Raw genomic sequence first — 18,069 nt, 5'->3', positions numbered from 1 at the left:
TGTTCCGGGGGGAAGGCGATCATCCGTTGTCCGCTGCTGAGCATCAGAGACCGTTCAAAAACCGCCACCTTCTCGTGGTCTCCACCAACTACGCACCCGAGCTGACGGGCATAGGCCCGTACGCCACGCAGCTCGCCGAGCACTGGGCGGCGTCGGGGGCCAGGACCGAGGTCCTGACCGGTATGCCGCACTACCCCGCCTGGCGCGTGGACGAGGAGTACCGGGGAGCCTGGCGCCGGCAGGAGGAGCTCCGGGGCGTGCGGGTCCACCGGCGCCGTCACTATGTGCCGCCACGTCAGACCGCCGTGCGCAGAGGTCTTTTCGAGGCATCCGTACTCCTCCACGGCATCCTCGCACCGCCTCCGGGCCGGCCCGACGCCGTGGTCTCGCAGATGCCGAGCCTCGCGGGCGGGGTCATAGGCGCGCGGCTGGCACGCCGCCACCGCGTCCCCCACATACCCGTGGTCCAGGACCTGATGGGCGCCGCCGCCGCGCAGAGCGGGATCCGGGGCGGGGGCAGAGCGGCGGTCGTCGCCGCGCGGGCCGAACGCCACGCACTGAGCGGCGCCGCGCTGGTGGGCGTCATCCACGAGAGCTTCGTGGAGGGGGTCACCGCCCTCGGCGTCGACCCCGGCCGCATCCGCGTCGTCCCCAACTGGACGCACGTGGAGCGCCCTTCGGGTGACCGGGCCGCGACCCGGGCACGGCTCGGCTGGCGCGAGGGCACCCCCGTCGTGCTGCACTCCGGGAATATGGGCCTCAAACAGGGGCTCGACGTGCTGGTCGCCCTGGCGAGGCTGGCACCGGACGTCCGGGTCGTGCTCATGGGCGACGGCAACCAGCGCGAGGCCCTGCGCTCGCTCGCCGCCGGGCTGCCCAACATCGACTTCCTCCCGCCCGCGGGCGCGGACGACTTCACCGACGTGCTCGCCGCCGCCGACGTGCTCGCGGTCACCCAGCGGGCCTCGGTGCTCGACATGAGCGTGCCGTCGAAACTCACCTCGTACTTCGTCTCGGGACGGCCCGTCGTCGCCTCCGTGGCCGGCGAGGGCGGAACCGCCGACGAGGTGCGCCGCTCGGGCGCGGGAGTGCTCGTCGCCCCCGAGGATCCGGCCGCACTCCTCGGCGCCGTGCGGGAACTGGCCGCTGATCCCGCCGCGGCGGACGCGCTGGGAGCGCACGGCCCCGGGTACGTCGCACGGCACCTGGGCAGGGAGGCGGGCCTGGCCCGCTTCGACGCGCTGCTCACCGAAGCGCTCGCGGACGCGTCGTCCGCGGGCTCGCGACCGGGTGACGGACCGGTCGGGGACGAACGCGCAGGGGAAGCACAAGGGAGACCACGCCGATGAGCCATCCGATCCGCCCGCTGGACGACCAGGACGAACCGGCGCTGCTGCGCGATCAGTTCCGTCAGCTCCTGCGCTACCGCGCCCTGCTCGCCGGCGGTGTCCTCGTCGGCCTGCTCGGCAGCGGCTTCCTCGCCCTGAGCGGCGAGGACACCTACACCGCGACGGGTGAGGTGCAGGTGCGCTCCGCGACCGCCGACCCGTTCGCCACCGGCGCCTCCGCCGACAAGGGCATCAACATCGGCTCAGAACGGCAGACCGCGGTGAGCGACACCGTGGGCGTGCTGGCGGCGGCGACCCTGCTCAAGCAGGGCGACGACGTCACCGCCCGCAAGCTGCTCTCGGGCCTCCAGGTCACCAACCCGCCCAACACCCTCACCCTCCGCTTCTCCTACACCGGGGCGACCCCCGAGCAGGCGCGCACCCGCGCGGAGGCCCTCGCCAACGGCTACCTGGCGCACCGCAAGGCGCGGACCCAGGAGAGCATCGAGAACATGGCGAACGGCTACCGCGCCCAGCTCGAACCGCTGGAGGACAAGCGCGACCTGCTGGAGGAGGGGGCCGGAGCCACGGACGACGTCAGCAGCGCCCGGGCCAACATCATCGTCTCCATCTCCGAGCTGACCCGGAAGATCTCCGAACTCAAGGCCCTCGACACCACACCCGGCTACCTCAACAAGAAGCCGGTGGCACCCACCTCGCCCACCGGCGCCGGAATGCCGCTGCTGCTGGGTCTGGGCGCGGTCGTCGGCCTGGCACTGGGGCTGCTGCTCTCCTGGGTGCGTCTCGTCTTCGACCCCGCCGTCCGCTCACCCCGCGAGCTCGTCCGCTCGCTCGGTGCGCCGCTGCTCGGGACGCTGCCCCGGGAACGCGCCGCCGCGGGAAACCTGCTCGCCATCGGCCGCAGCGGCTCCCGGCTGGCCGAGGAGTACCGTGCGGTCGCCTTCCGGCTGGCCTACGACCCGTCGTTCGCGGAGCGGCGGCGCCTCCTCGTCACCGCCCCGCGCGGCGACAGCGCCGCAGCCGCGGCGGCCGCCGTCAACCTGGCCGCCGCCTTCGCCGAGATGGGCCGCGACGTGCTGATCGTCGAGGCCGACCTGCGCACCCCCTCCCTGGCCCGCGACCTGGGGTCCTCTGCCCACGAGGTGCGGCCGCCGCGCTGGGCCGCCGAGGAGGGCGACGGCAGCTGGCCGACGGGCGCCCGCTACAACGTGGACGTGCCCGGCTCCGGGGCGTTCGCCCTCATCGCCGGCGTCACCGCGGACAACGTCCCGCGCGCCCTGACCTCGGCGCCCGTGGGCCGCATCGTCGCCGAGGCCGACCGCCCGGGCACCGTCGTCATCGTGCTCGCGCCACCGGTCCTGTCGTACGCCGACGCGGTCGCCCTGGTCGACCGGGTCGAGGGAGTCATGATCGTCTGCGATCCCCGCGAGGTGCACCGCAGCGACCTGGAACGCATCCGCGAGATCATCGGCGCCTCCGGAGGCTCGGTGCTCGGCGCCCTGCTCCACCCGGGCAGGGGACGGCTGCGCCGGACGGAGTCCCGGGGGAAGGCCGCCCGGCGGCGCACCGGCGGCGGGCCCGGCGGGCCGACGATGGAGGCGGACGCGCCCGAGCTCAAGGGGGACCCCGCCGAGACCATGGGCCTGCGTTCCTTCACCCTCCCGGCCGCACGGCAGTGAGAGCCCGTACCGCGATCCTCTGCTCCGTCGCGGACCAGGGCGTGGCGGCGCTCACCAACATCCTGGTGCTGGTGGCCGCCGCCCGGCTGTCGACCGCCGCCGACTTCGCCCGCTTCTCCGCGGTCTACCTGGTCTTCACGGTGCTGCTGGGCGTCTCGGGCGCGTACACCGGGCAGCCCCTCGTCCTCCGGCGCGGCGGGGGCGAGACCACGCGGGGGGCCTGCCGGTCCGCCGTCGTGTTCACCGTCTGCGCGTCGGCCGCCGCCGGCGCGCTGCTGGCCGCCGTCTGCCTGGCGCTGCCGGGGGACACCGCCCGCGCACTCGTGATGCTCGGCCTCGTCCTGCCCGTCGTGCTGGGGCAGGACGCCCTGCGGTACGCCTTCTCGACCCTCCAGAGCCCTCATCTCGCCCTGACGTCCGACGTGTTGCGGCTGGCGTGCGTGCTCGGCGCGCTCTCCCTCCAGCAGTACGGCGCCGCTCCCGGCCGCCTCGTCCTGGTCTGGGGACTCTCCGCGCTGCCCGCGCTGCTGCTGTCGGCCGTCCTGCTGCACCGCGCGACCGCCGGACCCCCGCTGCTGCTTCGCCCGATGCTGAGGAGGGGCCATCTCGGGCAGCGCTTCGTCGTCGAGTTCGGCGTGGGCAACGCGGCCGGACAGCTGTCCGTCCTCGGTCTCGGCGCCGTCGCCAACCCCCTCCTGGTCGGCGCGCTGCGCGGAGCCACCACGCTCTTCGGGCCGCTCAACGTCCTGTTCACCTCCGCCACGTCGTTCGGCCCGCCGCTGCTGGGCCGCGTGGGCGACGAACGCCGCCGTGTGCGAGCGACCGCGGTCCTCGGTGCCGTGCTCGCTGCCACCGCCGCGCTCTGGGCCACGGTGCTGGCCGTACTCCCCGACCGGGTGGGACGCCAGATCCTGGGCGACACCTGGCCCACGGCCGCCGCTCTCCTCCCGGCGACCGGCAGCCAGTACGCGGCGATGGCCGTCGGCACCTGCGGGCTGCTCGCCCTGCGCATGCTCGACCCGCGCACCACCCTCGGCATCCAGGTGGTCTTCTCGCTCACCGCCGTCGCCCTCATGGGCACGGGTTACGCCGTCGGCGGTGTCCAGGGCGCTGCCTGGGGGCTGTGCCTGGGATCCGTGTGCAAGGCCGCCGCCACCTGGATCCGGGTGGTCAGGCTCCGACGCGGGAAGCCGGCGCCCGACACGGCCGTCACCGCCGGCGCCCTGCCCTCCGCTCCTTGAACGTGCTGATCAGCAGCAGGCACAGCGCGGCTATGGCCAGCTTCCCGGCCGCCTGCAGGAGCGGGCCGCGCAGCAGGATGAAGGTGTATCCGGCGATCAGCGGCGCGGCGATGGCCAGCACACTCCCGGGGCCGGGTCCCGCCCGGGTGACGGCCCGCGCGTACCGGCGGTCGGTGCGCGCCACCGCGTAACCGATCAGTGCGAACCCGCCGATCACCCCGGACGCGCCGAAGTCGACCCAGAACTCGGTCCACAGCGGGGCCGAGAGGTTGGTCATCTTCAGCCCCATCCACTGCCCGACCCGGACCCCGGTGTCCTCCGGTTTCCCGCTCCACGCGGCGCGCGGCACGAAGAAGAGGGCGGAGCCCGTCAACTGGCGTCCGTAGGTGTGGCCCCGGGTGTCGACCCAGGAGATGCTGTTGGCGAACATCACCATCTGGTCGTAGTCCTTGGTCACCAGCGGCTCGAAGACCGAGGCCGACTGCGCGGGCCGCTGTGCCTCGTCGTCGTACCGGAACCTGTCGGCATACGGGAACACCACCAGGGCCCCCACCACCCCCGTCGTCAGCACGATGCGGTAGATCGCCGCACTGCTCGGGAAAGCGGTGAACACGAAGGCCATCAGCACCGTCAGGAACCAGTAACGGGCATTGGACACCGGGTTGTTCACCACGAGGTTCAGTGCCACCAGCGCCACCCACACCAGCACCGTCGACGGGGCGCGCCGGGCCCGGTAGGAGGTCGCCAGACGGCGGGTGTAGAAGAGCAGCGCCAGCAGCGCGGGGACCTGGCCGAAGCCCTTGACGAACGCCGAGCCGACGTTGGACCCCTCCGAGACCACCCCGCTCGCCGCGACGGTCTCGTTGATCTCCTGCCGGCTGGAGAAGAAGACCGAGGGCCCGCCCAGCTTCAGCACGTAGAACGCGCTCGCCGCGAACGCCAGCAGCACCAGCAGTCGCAGCCGCACAGGGTGCGCCACGGCCGGCCCTCCGCCCGGGCTCCGCGTGGAGGGCGTACGGCGCCGCAGCGGCCGCCGCGAGGCCAGCAGCGCCCCCAGGTCGAAGGCGGCACACCCCACCAGCACCATCGCGATGGCCGTGACCAGGTCCTGGCGCGGCCCCACCATCGGCGTAGGCGTCTGCCCGATCACCACCTGGGCGAACGGTGCCACGCCCATCGCGATGTACACGAACATCCAGAAGACGCCCTGGAGCAGCCGCCGCCGGGTGGAGAGGATCATCGTCGCCAGCCGGGCACCCGCATAGCAGGTCAGCACCAACTGGAGCCAGTAGGCGGTGTCCCGGACCTCGCCGCCCGGCTGGGCGGCTATCACCGCGGGCAGGAAGCACACCAGGCCGAGGATGAGCGGCACGGACAGGGCCCGCGACAGCATCGACCAGGCGATCGGCTGCTCGGGCGGCTCAGGGGCGCCGCCCCGGAGCGGCCACTTCGGAGGCGCGACCGTGCGGGCGGCCTGCTCGGTCGCCGATGTGTGCACCGACGTCATGCTCCCCCCGGGATCAGTGAACCGCTGAACACTCTAGCGAATCAGCCCACTTGAGGGGGCGTGATGACTAGTCTGTGAAGTATTGGCCGCAGTTGAGGGGAACTCTGGTGAAAATCCTGCATGTTGTCACGCTCCACACTCCGGACCATGCCTTCGGCGGGCCGACCCGGGTGGCGTTCAACCTCTCCAAGGTCCAGCGGGCGAACGGCGACGACGCGCGCGTCATGGCCCTCGGCGACGGCTTCCCCGGCGGCGAACTGCCCAGCCACGTGGAGGGCGTTCCCGTCCACCTGTTCCAGGCGCGGCACGTGCTCCCCATGTTCGAGGTCAGCGGCATCACCTCCGCCGCGCTGCTGCGCACGGCACGCCGTATGATGCGCGGCGCCGACCTCGTGCACGTCCATCTGATGCGGGACCTGGTGACCCTGCCGGCGGCGCTCCTCGCCCTCGCGACCCGTACACCCCTGGTCGTCCAGACCCACGGCATGATCGACCCCACCGAGAAGAAGGCCGCCCAGCTCACCGACGTCCTCGGGGTGCGCAAGGTACTGCGCGAGGCTGACGCCGTCCTGCACCTCACCGAGATGGAGCGGGTCGACGTGAACGCCGTCGCCGCGCCCGTCCCGCTCACCCGTACCGTACGGCTGGTCAACGGTGTCCGCCCGCAGGAGCGCAAGCCCGCCCGCGAACCCGGCCGCCCGCCGACCGTGCTGTACCTCGCCCGCATCCAGGAGCGCAAGCGCCCCGAGGACTTCGTCGCCGCGATGCCGCACGTCCTCGCCCGCCACCCGGACGCCCGCTTCGTGCTGGCCGGCCCGGACACCGGGGCGCTGGCCGGCACCCTGGCCCTCGCCCGGAAGCTGGGGGTCACGGGCTCCCTCGACCATGTGGGCCCGCTGGAGCACGACGAGGTCCTCGCCGCCGGACGCGAGGCCGATGTGTACGTGCTGCCGGCGATCGAGGAGCCCTTCCCGGTCTCGGTCCTGGAGGCGATGTCGGTCGGCACCCCCGTCGTCATCACCCGCACCTGCGGACAGGGCCCCGACGTGTCGGGGGCCGGAGCGGGCCGGGTGATCGACAGCCGGGTCGGCGAGGACGCGGCCAACGCCCGTAAGGTCGCCGACGCGATCCTGGAGCTGCTGGAGCCGGAGGCCGCCGAGCAGGCGGGCAAGGCCGCCTGGCAGCTGGTCAACGACCAGTTCACCATCGAGGCCGTCACCGCCGCCCTCCGGCGGACCTACGAGGACGTGGTCCGCCGGAAGGCGTGAGCGCTCAACCCGTCTTCCCCTCGCGCGACTTGAGAGCGATCTGCCAGCGGTAGAAGCTCATCGCCAGGGCGAAGTCCAGACCCGCGCGCCCGTCCAGGAAGCCCCGCCGGTAGACGTACATGTAGGCGAAGGACACCAGCGGCTTGAACGGCGCCTTGTGGAAGAGCTGCCCCTGACGGGACTTCACCTTCCGCACCTGCTCCTTGACGTCGGGGTGGTGCTCCAGCCACGCCTCCCAGTCGGAGTAGCGGTTGTGCCGCTCGAACCACGCGGTGACCGGGTCGAGGTCCTGGTGCTCGATAGGACTGCTCAGGGCCTCGGCCGTCGCCGCGACCGGCTGGTAGTGCCCCTCCACCTCGCCGATGCCGGGCGCGGCGAGGTCTCCCACCTCCGGGTAGTGGCACCGCGTCCGGTCGGTGAGGGAGCGCTTGCGGATGGTGTACCCGTGCCGCAGCCGCTTCCCCGAGAACCAGTACCCCAGCGGAATGTCGTACGCCGCCGGCTTCGGCGCGGCCGGGTCCGCGAAGATCCGCCGCAGCTCCGCGAGCAGCCCCGGGCTGAGGCGCTCGTCGCCGTCGAGCAGCAGGATCCAGTCGAGATCCGTGCGGACGTTCTCCAGGCACCACTGCTTCTTGCGGGGGTGGCCGCCGTCCCAGGTGTACGTGACCACTTCGGCCCCGCACTCCTCGGCGATCTTCGCGGTGTCGTCGGTGCTGTGGGAGTCCACCACGACGACCGCCTCGAAGTGGCCCAGGACCGACTTCACCGCCTCGGCGATGTTCAGCCCCTCGTTCTTGGTGGGGATCGCGACGGCTATGGGCAGCTTGCTCATCCGTTGTCTCCTCGGGGCAGCCAGGCGTAGCAGCCTGTGGAGGTGAAGGTGCGGGCGGACTCCGGGACAGTGACCTCCACCGGCTTGCCGGTGTCGGAGGACCCGGAGGTCAGGGCCTTGCCGCCCGGCCCCGTCACCTGCCAGCCGCACGTCTTCGTGGGCGACGCGGCGCGGTAGCGGCCGGGCCGCAGGGCCGCGCCCTTGTGCGTACCGTCGGCGTAACCGCGTGCGGCGTCGTCGACGAGGTCCTGGTGCTGCGGGCAGAGATGGGTGACCGCCGGCCCGGCGTCGGTGATCTCGCCGGAGACGATCGCGCCGACGGCGATGTCCCGGTCGGCCTTGTCCAGGTAGCGGAGCCTGTCGCAGGTCTCCTGCCCCGTCTGGAGGACCGCCGCGGGGTCCATGCCCTTGGGTACCCGGTCGGTCAGGTACTCCTTCTGCTTCTTGGTGAAGGACCCCGTCGCCGGGGTGAGCTCCCCGGCGGGCGCCTTCGGAGCGTCACTGGACTTCTGGGGCCTGGGGGCCGTCGTACCGGCCGCCGGGCCGGCCACGGAGGGCGTGGCGGAGGCCGCCGCGGGCGGCTTGCTGCCCGCGGCGGCCTCCTTTCCCCCGTCGCCGGTCCCGCCGGACGAGCCGCAGGCGGCCAGCACCGCCGTCGCGAGGGCGACGGCGGTGCCGGCCAGGAACGGGTATCTCACTCACTCGTCCTCAGGGCGTAGTGCGCGCTGACCTGGGAAGCGCTCAGCGCGGTCGGGTACACGGCCGTCTCGTCGATCTGCCCGGCGAAGAAGTTGCTGGTCGGGCGGTTCGGCCAGTTGGCCAGGTTGTCCCCGCCGACCCTCCAGTAGCCGGGGTAGTTCTCGTTGCCGGTGTAGAGGAAGTTGGACGCGCGCAGCTGCCCGTCCACGTACAGCGCCATACCGCCGGTGCCCTGGGTGGCGACGACGTGGTGCCAGTTGCCGTCGTTGTAGGCCCCCGTCGTGGTGACGGTGCGGTAGCCGCCGCTGTAGATGCCGAAGACGAGGCGTCCGTTGTTGGCCATGTAGACCTGCTTGTCGTAACGGCTGCTGTTCTGCATGGTCAGGTTCCCGAACCCGATGACCTTGCCGCCACGGGTGGTGGTGGTCTTGATCCAGGTCTCCACGGAGAAGCGGGTCGGCTGGGCGTGCAGCTTGTTGCTGTACGCGTATTCGGTGGAGCCGTCGAAGCCGATCGCCGTCGAACTGCCCGCGATCGCGGCCGGTGTCTGCTGGTAGGCGGGGCCGTTGCGCAGGAAGCCGCTGTTCAGCCCGGCGGTCGTGTCCGCGGCGAAGGTGGACGTGCCCTCGTCGTATCGCCAGTAGAGCGTGGCCCCGTCGGAGAGGACCCGCGCCGGATACGCCTGCGTGGCCGCCGCCACGGTCGCGGACTGGGCGGGGGACTTGGCGCTGGTGTTGGTGCCGTCGCTCGCCGTGATGCGGTACGAGTGGGTCTCGCCCACCGCCACGTCGGTGTCGGTCCACTTCAGCTGCGGGCGGTCCCAGAAGAGGGAGTAGCCCGTGACGGTGTGCACGGGTGTGCTCGCGCCGTCCTTGTAGATCCGGTAGGTCAGCTCACCGTCGTCGGTGTCGAAGCTGGTCTGCCAGTTGACGTCGATCCGCCCCGGGGCGACCGTCGAGAGGCTGACGTTGGGCACCCACGGCGCCCCGGTGTCCGGGCCGTCTGCGAACCGGGTCAGCCCTTGCTGGCCGCCGCCGTTGACGGTGGTGAACTCACCGCCGACCCACAGGTAGTGGCGGCCTCCCTTGTCGGTCTGCGTCATGACACGCGGACCGACGGGCTCACCGATGCCGTCGTTCGTGTCCGGGAACCAGGGCAGGAGCGTCGGGTCGTCGACGGACTGGGCGAGCAGGTGCCTGCGCGGCTGGTCCGGGAAGCCGCCCATGCTGGCGCAGTCGTGGGCGTGGCTCCCGCTGTAGAGCACGCCCGAGTGGACCAGCACGGTCTGGGTGGCGCCCAGGCAGGTGTCCCGCCAGCGCTGCTGGTAGTCGTCGAGGTCGATGGCGATGCGGCCGTCGAACACCCCGCCGCCGGTGCCCTCGTTGGCGGTGTACAGGCCGGTCGCGTCCGTTGTGAGGTCCTGCACCGTCGAGGTGTTCGGGATGAAGCCCGGGTAGCTCTTGGTGAGGGCGCCCGTGGTGGCGTCGACCACCGCGAGGGCGTGCGAGGCGGTGCCGTTCACGGTGAAGAAGTCACCGCCGAGCGCCACGTGCTGACCGTCCGGGGTCACCTGGACCGCCCTGGCCACCTCGTCCGCGTCGGCGGTCCACGGCAGCAGGCTCGCGCCCGTGCTGACCGCGGCGAACTTGCTCCGGGTCTGGCCGCCCACGCTGTTGAAGTCACCGGCCAGATAGACGGTGTCCGCGGTGACGTCCAGGGCCCGGACCGTCGCCGAGACCGCGATCTTGAAGTTCTGCCGCGGCGTGCAGGTCGCGGTGTCGATCGCCGCGATGTTGCTGACGCCCACCCCGTTCACCGCGCCGAACTGGCCTCCCGCGTAAAGGGTCCCGCCGTCCGGTGAGAGCGCGAGCGCCCGGACGGTGGCCGTCCCCGAGGAGAGGGTGAACGACAGGCTGCACCCCGTCGGCGCGCCGGTGGCGGCGTCGAACGCCGCGAAGTTGACCGCGGGCTGTTCGGAGGTGCCCGCGGCCGCGTCGGGGGGCCTGATGGTGGAGAAGGTGCCTCCGGCGTACACGACGCCGTTCGTCGCGGCCATCGACCAGACGATGCCGTTGGTCTGCCAGGTGGTGAGGTCGTCCGCCGTGATGGACACCGGCGGTGTCAGGGCCGTGGCGGGCGAGGCCCCGACGGCGGTCGCGGTCAGTGCGCCCGCGAACAGGCAGAGCGCGGTGGAGGCGGCCCGCACGCGGCCACGTCCCCCTGGTCTCCGCCCCGTACTTCCGTTCATCATTCATCTCCGAAGGTGAGAACGAGCTGCGGCCGGTAGGCCGCGGTTGCCTCGCTCGACCAGATGCGGAGACTGTCCGTCCCGCTGCTGGTCAGGGCGAGTGAGGTGGCGGAGCCCAGGGCCCCGCCCAGCGCCGTCGCGTCGAGGTCCGCCGAGTAGCCGGTGGAGACCGCTGACGCGCCGGTTATGGTCCCCAGCACGGACGTGGAGAGCGTCGGCCGGGTGTTGTAGGTGACCGCCGATTCGGTCCACGTGCCGGTGACCGGCACGACGCTGTGGCTCTCGGCCGATCCCGCCGTCGAGTCCGACGAGGTACGGAAGGCGAGCCGCGCGCTCTTGAGCACCTGGCCGGCCGGAGCCGACGGCAGGGTGAAGCGCAGGTAGCCCAGATAGGCCGTGCTGCCCCGGGAGGCGAGCTGGCCGTCGTTGTAGTTCGTGTTCGCGGCGGCGGCGTTGACGTACGCGTCCTCGTCCGGGGTGACCGTGACGGTGGAGTCGCCCGGCCCGGGGGGCGTCCCCGCCAGTGCGTGGTGCGCGGCCACCTGCGCGGCGGTCAGCGCAGCCGGGTAGACCGCCGTCTCGTCGACCTGGCCGGCGAAGTAGTCGCTCGTGGGACGGTTCGGCCAGGCGTTGTTCATGGCGTCACCGCCCACCCGCCAGAACCCGTTGTACGAGCGGTTGCCCGTCGCCGCGTTCGTGCCGACGGCGGCCCCGTCCACGTACAGCACCATGCCCGACGGCCCCTGCGTGGCGACGGCGTGGTGCCAGGCTCCGTCGTTGTAGGACGCGGAGGACGTGATGGTGGGCCGGGCGGCACCGCTCTGCACACCGAACGCCAGACGCCCGTCGTTCGTCAGGTAGACCAGCTTGTCGGAGATGCTGCTCGTGTGGCCGCGCGCGGTGCCGATGTTGTTGCCGTAGCCCACGATCCGCCCGCCGGTCGTCGACGTGGTGCGGAACCAGGTCTCGACCGAGTACGGCGTGGGCGAGGTGTAGTGGTGCAGCCGGTCGCTGTACACGTACTCGTCGGTGCCGTTGAGGGACAGCGCCGCCGAACCGGCGACCGCGGACGGCGTGGCCCGGTAGCCCGGCGCGTTCACGTAGACCCCGCCGTCGCCGCTCGCCGAGGTGTCCGCGGCGAAGGCCCCGCCCGCCTCGTCGTAGCGCCAGTACAGGTCGGCCCCGTCCGCGAGCACCTTCTCCTGGTACGGGGACGCCGACGACGCGGCGGTCACGGTGGCGGCGGGGGAGAGCCCTCCGGTGTTCGTGCCGTCGCTCGCCGAGATCCGGTAGCTGTACGTCCGCCCGGCCACCACGTTCCGGTCGGTGAACGTCAGCTGCGGCCTGCTGAAGAACAGCGAGGACCCCGTCGTCGTGTGCACCGGCGTCGAACCGCCGTCCCGGTAGACCCGGTAGGTCAGCAGGCTGTCGTCCAGGTCCAGACTGCTCCGCCAGCTGACCTTGACCTCACCCGCACGCGGAGCGGACACGCTCACCGCGGGAGCGGCCGGCGCCCCCGTGTCGGGGGTGTTCGCGAACCGGGTCAGGGCCTGCTGGCCGACGCCGTTGACGGTGGTGAACTCGCCGCCGACCCAGAGGAAGTCCCGTCCGCCCCGCGAGGACACCGTCAGGGCCCGGGGGCCCACCGGCTCGCCGATGCCGTCGTTGGTGTCCGGGAGCCACCCCAGCAGCTCCGGGTCGTCCACGGACTGCGCGGTCAGATGCTTGCGGGCCTGGTTCGGGAATCCGCCCATGCTGGAGCAGTCGTGGACGTGGCTGCCCGCGTACAGGACGCCCTGGTACACCCGCAGTGCCTGCGTGGCGCCCTGGCAGGTGTCCCGCCAGCGCTGGTCGAAGCCGGCCAGACCCATGGCCAGCCGCCCGTCGAACGAGTTACCCCCCGCACCCTCGCCCGCGGCGTACCACCCGCCGGACGCCGAGTCCGTGACGATGTCCTTGATGACGGCGGACGCCGGGATGAAGGAGGCGCCGTAGGCGCGGGTGAGCGATCCGGTGGCGGCACTCGTCACCGCGAGCGCGTGGGACGCGGCGCCGCCGACGGTGAAGAAGTCACCGCCGATCAGCACGCTGTTCCCGTCCGGGGTCACCCGCAGGGCGCGGCCGGGCTCGTCGGCGTCCGGATTCCATCCGGTGAGCGCTCCGGTCGCGGTGACCGCGCCGAAGAAGCGGCGGGCCGTCCCGTTGACCGTCTGGAAGTCGCCGCCCGCGTACACGGTGCCGTCCCGGGCGACGTCGAGCGCGCGCACCGTCGCCCCGAACTGCGGCGCGAAGCCCGTGCGCGGCCGGCAGGTGGCCGTGTCGACGGCGGCCAGGCCGTTGACGGCCGTCCCGTTGACCGCGTTGAAGTAACCACCCACGTACAGCGTGGACTTGTCGGGTGACACGGCGAGCGCCCGGACCGTGGCCGTGCCGCTGCTCCGGGTGAAGGAGAGCGAGCACCCGGTGGGCGCACCCGTCGCCGCGTCGAACGCGGCGAAGTTCACGGCGGAGGTCGTGTTGCTCCCGGCGGGCGAACCCGCCGGCCGGACGCCCGTGAAGGTGCCGCCCGCGTAGACCACCCCGTTCGCCTCGGCGAGCGTCCAGACGATGCCGTTGGTCTGGTACGTCGACAGGGCGTCGGCGGTGAAGCCGACCGGCGGGGTCAGTGCGGCGGCCGGGGCAGCGGTGGCCGCGCTGACCCCGAGCGCGCCCGCGGCCAGGGCCAGGACGGCCGTGAACACGCCGGCCCGGTCACGCCCGAGACGCCCCGGCCCTCTCACCGGTCCACCCGGACCGCGGACCCCGTGAGCTGGTCGCCGAGCAGCCGGATGTCCGCGTCCACCATGATCTGCGCCAGCTCCCGCGACTTCACCTCGGGCTTCCAGCCCAGGAGTTCCTCGGCCTTGGACGCGTCACCGATCAGCGCGTCCACCTCGCTGGGGCGCTCGTACTTCGGGTCGTAGCGCACGTGCTCCGCCCAGTCGAGGCCCGCGTGCTCGAAGGCGTACTCCAGGAACTGCCGGACGCTGACACCCTCGCCGGTGGCCACCACGTAGTCGTCGGGTGTGTCGCACTGGAGCATCCGCCACATGGCCTCCACGTACTCGGGGGCGTAACCCCAGTCGCGTACGGCGTCGAGGTTGCCCAGATGCAGCCGGTCCTGCAGCCCCGCCTTGATCCTCGCCACCCCTCGGGTGATCTTGCGGGTCACGAAGGTCTCGCCCCGGCGGGGGGACTCATGGTTGAACAGGATGCCGTTCGTGGCGAACATCCCATACGCCTCACGGTAGTTGACCGTCGACCAGTACGAGTAGACCTTTGCCACGCTGTACGGGCTGCGCGGGTGGAACGGCGTCTTCTCGTTCTGCGGGGGCGGGCTCGCGCCGAACATCTCGGACGACGACGCCTGGTACACCCGGGTCTCGATCCCGCTGGCCCGGACCGCCTCCAGCAGCCGCACGGTGCCGAGCCCCGTGACGTCACCGGTGTACAGCGGCGCGTCGAAGGACACCCGGACGTGGGACTGGGCGCCCAGGTTGTAGACCTCGTCCGGCTGTATGTCGCGCAGCAGGTTCACCAGGGCCACACCGTCGGACAGATCGGCGTGATGCAGCACGAAGGAACGGTTCGCCTCTTCCGGCCCCTGGTAGATGTGGTCGATCCGCTCCGTGTTGAAGCTCGACGAGCGCCGGATCAGGCCGTGGACGGTGTACCCCTTCTCGAGCAGCAGCTCCGACAGGTACGAACCGTCCTGTCCGGTCACGCCGGTGATGAGTGCGGTCTTTGCCATGACTCCCCCCTTCTGTGTTCGCCCGTAGGGCGGTTTGTGTCACCGAAATATCTGGATCTGAGTGGAATGCGGCAAAGGGTCACCCGGGTACCGGGCGGCTGGCAGAATCCGAGCCATGACGACTGACACCCCCGGCCCGGCCCGGGAATCCGCCCTGCCCCTGTTGCGCCCGGGCGCCCGCATATTCGTCGCGGGCCACCGCGGTCTCGTCGGATCGGCGCTGGTGCGCCGCCTCACCGCCGACGGCCACGAGGTGATCACCCGCGGCCGGGACGCGCTCGACCTGCGTGAGGCCCCGCCGACCGAGGCCTTCCTGCGCGAGACCCGCCCGGACGCCGTCGTGCTGGCCGCCGCCAAGGTGGGCGGGATCATGGCCAACAGCACCAGCCCGGTGCAGTTCCTGGAGGACAACCTCCGCATCCAGCTCGCCGTGATCGCCGGCACGCACGCCGCCGGCGTCGGGCGCCTGCTCTTCCTCGGCTCGTCGTGCATCTACCCCAAGCACGCCCCGCAGCCGATCCGTGAGGACGCGCTGCTCACGGGCCCGCTGGAGCCGACCAACGAGGCCTACGCGCTGGCCAAGATCGCCGGCATCGTCCAGGTGCAGTCCTACCGCCAGCAGTACGGCGCCTCGTACATCAGCGCCATGCCCACCAATCTCTACGGCCCCGGCGACAACTTCGACCTGGAGACCTCGCACGTCCTGCCCGCCCTGATCCGCCGCTTCCACGAGGCGAAGCGGGACGGCGCCGGTGAGGTCACGCTGTGGGGCTCCGGAAGTCCCCGCCGCGAATTCCTCCACGTCGACGACCTCGCCGCCGCCTGCGTGCGGCTGCTGGAGTCCTACGACGGGGCCGAACCCGTCAACGTCGGCTGCGGCGAGGACCTGACGATCCGTGAACTCGCCGAGACCGTACGGGAGGTGACGGAGTTCGAGGGCCGCATCGTCTGGGACACCTCCAAGCCCGACGGCACCCCGCGCAAACTCCTCGACGTGTCCCGGCTCTCCTCCCTCGGCTTCAAGCCGCAGATCCCCCTGCGGGACGGCATCGCCCGCACCTACGCCTGGTGGCTCGACGGCGGCACCCCCCGCGACTGACCGCCCGGCCCGGCGGCCGCACCGTGTCCTGCTCCCGCGCACGCGTTTCCTCCCACGTCCCCCCACCGTGCCTCAGTACGCGCCGCGGCCGTCGGTGACCGCGCGCACCGTACGGGCCAGCAGCCCCATGTCGCCGGCCACCGACCAGTTGTCGACGTACCAGAGGTCCAGCGACACCGTCTCCTGCCAGGACAGGTCCGACCTGCCGCTGACCTGCCACAGCCCGGTCAGGCCGGGCCTGACGGCCAGCCGCCGCAGCTCCCGCTCGTCGTAGCGCGAGACCTCCTCCGGCAGCGGCGGACGCGGTCCTACCAGGGACATGTCACCCCGTAGCACGTTGAGGAGCTGTGGGAGCTCGTCCACGGACGTCCGGCGCAGGGCGTGCCCTATACGGGTCACGCGGGGGTCGCGACGCATCTTGAACATCGGGCCCTCGCTCTCGTTCGCCGTCGAGAGCTGTTCCCTGCGCGCCTCCGCGTCCGCCACCATCGTGCGGAACTTCCACATGGTGAACGGCCTGTTGTGCCGGCCGTGGCGGGTCTGGCGGTGGAAGACGGGGCCGGGCGACGAGAGCCGCACGGCCAGGGCCACCCCGAAGAACAGCGGCGCGAGCGCCAGCAGCCCGAGAGCCGCACCGGCCCGGTCCACCACGGTCTTGAGCAGCGCCTGCGGGCCGCTGCGCAGGGGCGGCGCGACGTGCAGCAGGGTCAGCCCGGCCGCGGAGGCGGGGCGCACCCGGGCCGCCGCGACGCCGGACAGCTCCGAGAGCACGCAGAGGGCGAGCCCGCTGTCGTGCATGCCCCACGCCAGCCGGCGCAGCCGGTCGTCGTCGAGCTGCGGGCCGGGCGCCACGAGCACCAGGTCCGCGTCGTGGGCGAAGGCGCTGCCCAGCACCGTCGAGACGTCGTCGTCAGCCCGCTCGGGGGCCAGCCGCCCCGGCACGGGAGTCGCGCAGGCCGGCACGTCCGGGCCCACCGGAACCACGGCGACCGCCCTGTAGAAGTGATCCGTACGGGAGTTGAGCAGATTCACCGCCCGGTCCAGGCCCGCGGCCCCGCCGACCACCAGGACCCGCCGCCCGCGCCGGCCGGCCGCCCGCCATCGGCCCGCCCCGGCGACGAGAACGGCCACCCCGAGCCCGGGGACGAGGGCGGCGACGGCCGTGGCCGGGTCGTGGCCGCTTCCCGTCATCGCCAGCAGAACGGCCAGCAGGCCGACCAGCGCCAGCCAGTCGCCGAAGGGGCCGTGGACCGCCCCGCCCGGTTCCCCCGGGAGCCGTCGTGCGTACCGTCCGCGCGACGCGCGCACCCCGGCCCAGACGAGAGCGGCCGACGCGGCGGAGGCCAGGGCCTCCGCCTGGTCTCCCGCACGCAGCACGAGCAGAGCGGGCACTCCCAGGCCCAGCAGATCGGTCAGGACGAGAGCGGGCACACGCGGATCGGGCAGCTTCCTCGCCCGTGGTCGTTCCGCGCGATCACGCTCTACGGTCGTCGGCGCTCTCCACACGCGCTCCGGAGCGACTGTGCGGTTCCTGGACGTGGCGGTACGCGGTCGCGGCGCCCCCGCCAGCCCGACAGGCCCGGATATATCCGTTTCAGGTATTTCGACATGCCCCATGAACCCCCCAGCCACAGTTGCATCCCCACAAACGGGGCGCATCCGCCGATCCCGTGGACTGACGGATGCGCCCTCGCTCGGTGCACGATATCCACACACGTGCCATTTCGCTGGAGTTCCCGTGAAGTTCAGACACGTCGGGCGTTGTGATCCTCGTCCCGTTCCGGGCCCGTACCGCGGGGCGGGCGAAGGGCGGACGGGGGCGCGTTCGCGGGGCGCTCGGGCCGCTGCCTAGGCTTGAACCATGGAACCGCTCTCCGAGGAACAGACGAACCAGCTCATCGTGATCGTGTCGGACCTGGCGAGGCAAGGGCGCACGGAAGAGCTCCTGGAGTTCTTCGGCCACGGACTGCCGGTCGACGTCCAGGACGCCGAGGGCAACACCCCGCTCATGCTCGCCGCGTACCACGGACGGGCGGAGACGGTCCGGGCGCTGATCGGGCTCGGCGCCGACGTCGACCTGCGCAACGGCCGGGACCAGTCTCCCGTCGCGGGAGCCCTGTTCAAGGGGGAGGACGCGATCGTCGCGGCGCTGATCGCCGCCGGCGCCGACCTGGACGCGGGTACGCCCAGCGCCCGGGCCGCGGCGGAGATGTTCGGGCGGACGGCACTGCTCGGATAGCCGTCGCCCCGGCCCCGCGGACGCGCGAAGACGCCCCGGACGCGGGGCTCTTTCCCCCCCCCGGGGGGGGGGTAGCGCGCGGCGAAGTGGCAAGTGGGGGTTTAATGCACAGAGGGGC

Annotated in this window: 13 protein-coding genes; 6 read left to right on the top strand and 7 right to left on the bottom strand. The window is 72.3% G+C overall.

The window, feature by feature from the left end:
* Positions 1–26 precede the first annotated feature (26 nt).
* The 3 genes from ACFYY2_RS30750 to ACFYY2_RS30740 are packed head-to-tail and all read left to right on the top strand — an operon-like array spanning position 27 to position 4,269.
* A complete protein-coding gene (locus ACFYY2_RS30750; RefSeq protein WP_388749054.1) occupies positions 27–1,349 on the top strand; it encodes a glycosyltransferase in 1,323 nt (440 codons plus the stop codon).
* Complete coding sequence (locus tag ACFYY2_RS30745) at positions 1,346–3,028, top strand: lipopolysaccharide biosynthesis protein (protein ID WP_388749052.1); 1,683 nt, start codon at positions 1,346–1,348, stop codon at positions 3,026–3,028. The genes ACFYY2_RS30750 and ACFYY2_RS30745 overlap by 4 nt, the downstream gene beginning before the upstream one ends.
* A complete protein-coding gene (locus ACFYY2_RS30740; RefSeq protein WP_388749050.1) occupies positions 3,025–4,269 on the top strand; it encodes a hypothetical protein in 1,245 nt (414 codons plus the stop codon). The genes ACFYY2_RS30745 and ACFYY2_RS30740 overlap by 4 nt, the downstream gene beginning before the upstream one ends.
* Here the strand turns inward: ACFYY2_RS30740 and ACFYY2_RS30735 are convergent.
* On the bottom strand, positions 4,238–5,776 hold the full coding sequence (locus ACFYY2_RS30735) for a hypothetical protein (RefSeq protein ID WP_388749048.1): 1,539 nt from the start codon (positions 5,774–5,776) through the stop codon (positions 4,238–4,240). The two genes, ACFYY2_RS30740 and ACFYY2_RS30735, sit on opposite strands and share 32 nt — an antisense overlap.
* A gap of 107 nt (positions 5,777–5,883) precedes the next feature.
* Here ACFYY2_RS30735 and ACFYY2_RS30730 point away from each other — a divergent pair, with 107 nt between their 5' ends.
* On the top strand, positions 5,884–7,044 hold the full coding sequence (locus ACFYY2_RS30730; protein ID WP_388749046.1) for a glycosyltransferase: 1,161 nt from the start codon (positions 5,884–5,886) through the stop codon (positions 7,042–7,044).
* A 4-nt stretch (positions 7,045–7,048) separates the two neighbouring features.
* Here ACFYY2_RS30730 and ACFYY2_RS30725 read toward each other — a convergent pair whose 3' ends face one another.
* Genes ACFYY2_RS30725 through gmd form a run of 5 tightly spaced genes read right to left on the bottom strand, consistent with a single transcriptional unit; the run spans position 7,049 to position 14,613 of the window.
* Positions 7,049–7,876, bottom strand: a complete 828-nt coding sequence (locus ACFYY2_RS30725) for a glycosyltransferase family 2 protein (RefSeq protein WP_329041349.1) — start codon at positions 7,874–7,876, stop codon at positions 7,049–7,051.
* Positions 7,873–8,574, bottom strand: a complete 702-nt coding sequence (locus ACFYY2_RS30720; RefSeq protein ID WP_388749044.1) for a hypothetical protein — start codon at positions 8,572–8,574, stop codon at positions 7,873–7,875. The genes ACFYY2_RS30725 and ACFYY2_RS30720 overlap by 4 nt, the downstream gene beginning before the upstream one ends.
* Positions 8,571–10,826 (bottom strand): LamG-like jellyroll fold domain-containing protein, encoded by a 2,256-nt coding sequence (locus ACFYY2_RS30715; RefSeq protein WP_388749042.1) that lies wholly within the window; start codon positions 10,824–10,826, stop codon positions 8,571–8,573. Before ACFYY2_RS30715 ends, ACFYY2_RS30720 begins: the two co-directional genes overlap by 4 nt.
* The gene (locus ACFYY2_RS30710) at positions 10,823–13,603 is read right to left on the bottom strand and encodes a DNRLRE domain-containing protein (protein WP_388749041.1); all 2,781 of its coding nucleotides are present in this window, start codon (positions 13,601–13,603) and stop codon (positions 10,823–10,825) included. Before ACFYY2_RS30710 ends, ACFYY2_RS30715 begins: the two co-directional genes overlap by 4 nt.
* Positions 13,600–14,613 (bottom strand): GDP-mannose 4,6-dehydratase, encoded by a 1,014-nt coding sequence (gmd, locus tag ACFYY2_RS30705; protein ID WP_388749039.1) that lies wholly within the window; start codon positions 14,611–14,613, stop codon positions 13,600–13,602. The genes ACFYY2_RS30710 and gmd overlap by 4 nt, the downstream gene beginning before the upstream one ends.
* 115 nt (positions 14,614–14,728) lie before the next feature.
* Here gmd and ACFYY2_RS30700 point away from each other — a divergent pair, with 115 nt between their 5' ends.
* Positions 14,729–15,712, top strand: a complete 984-nt coding sequence (locus ACFYY2_RS30700) for a GDP-L-fucose synthase family protein (protein WP_388749037.1) — start codon at positions 14,729–14,731, stop codon at positions 15,710–15,712.
* Positions 15,713–15,784: 72 nt separating this feature from the next.
* Here the strand turns inward: ACFYY2_RS30700 and ACFYY2_RS30695 are convergent, their stop codons facing one another.
* A complete protein-coding gene (locus ACFYY2_RS30695; RefSeq protein ID WP_388749035.1) occupies positions 15,785–17,329 on the bottom strand; it encodes a sugar transferase in 1,545 nt (514 codons plus the stop codon).
* A 244-nt stretch (positions 17,330–17,573) separates the two neighbouring features.
* On the opposite strand from ACFYY2_RS30695, the gene ACFYY2_RS30690 reads away from it, so the two are divergent.
* Complete coding sequence (locus ACFYY2_RS30690; RefSeq protein ID WP_388749033.1) at positions 17,574–17,951, top strand: ankyrin repeat domain-containing protein; 378 nt, start codon at positions 17,574–17,576, stop codon at positions 17,949–17,951.
* Positions 17,952–18,069 lie beyond the last annotated feature (118 nt).

The sequence above is a fragment of the Streptomyces sp. NPDC001822 genome, from assembly GCF_042892135.1.
Taxonomy (GTDB): domain Bacteria; phylum Actinomycetota; class Actinomycetes; order Streptomycetales; family Streptomycetaceae; genus Streptomyces.
The sequence above is the reverse complement of the archived record's forward strand: the minus strand, read 5'-3'. Positions and strand labels throughout refer to the sequence as shown.

What these genes read in the sequence shown, in the direction of transcription:
- ACFYY2_RS30725 (WP_329041349.1), bottom strand. Translation starts at nt 7,876, where the DNA reads ATGAGCAAGCTGCCCATAGCCGTCGCGATCCCCACCAAGAACGAGGGG.
- ACFYY2_RS30700 (WP_388749037.1), top strand. Translation starts at nt 14,729, where the DNA reads ATGACGACTGACACCCCCGGCCCGGCCCGGGAATCCGCCCTGCCCCTG.
- ACFYY2_RS30690 (WP_388749033.1), top strand. Translation starts at nt 17,574, where the DNA reads ATGGAACCGCTCTCCGAGGAACAGACGAACCAGCTCATCGTGATCGTG.
- ACFYY2_RS30745 (WP_388749052.1), top strand. Translation starts at nt 1,346, where the DNA reads ATGAGCCATCCGATCCGCCCGCTGGACGACCAGGACGAACCGGCGCTG.
- ACFYY2_RS30735 (WP_388749048.1), bottom strand. Translation starts at nt 5,776, where the DNA reads ATGACGTCGGTGCACACATCGGCGACCGAGCAGGCCGCCCGCACGGTC.
- ACFYY2_RS30695 (WP_388749035.1), bottom strand. Translation starts at nt 17,329, where the DNA reads ATGGGGCATGTCGAAATACCTGAAACGGATATATCCGGGCCTGTCGGG.
- ACFYY2_RS30715 (WP_388749042.1), bottom strand. Translation starts at nt 10,826, where the DNA reads ATGATGAACGGAAGTACGGGGCGGAGACCAGGGGGACGTGGCCGCGTG.
- gmd (WP_388749039.1), bottom strand. Translation starts at nt 14,613, where the DNA reads ATGGCAAAGACCGCACTCATCACCGGCGTGACCGGACAGGACGGTTCG.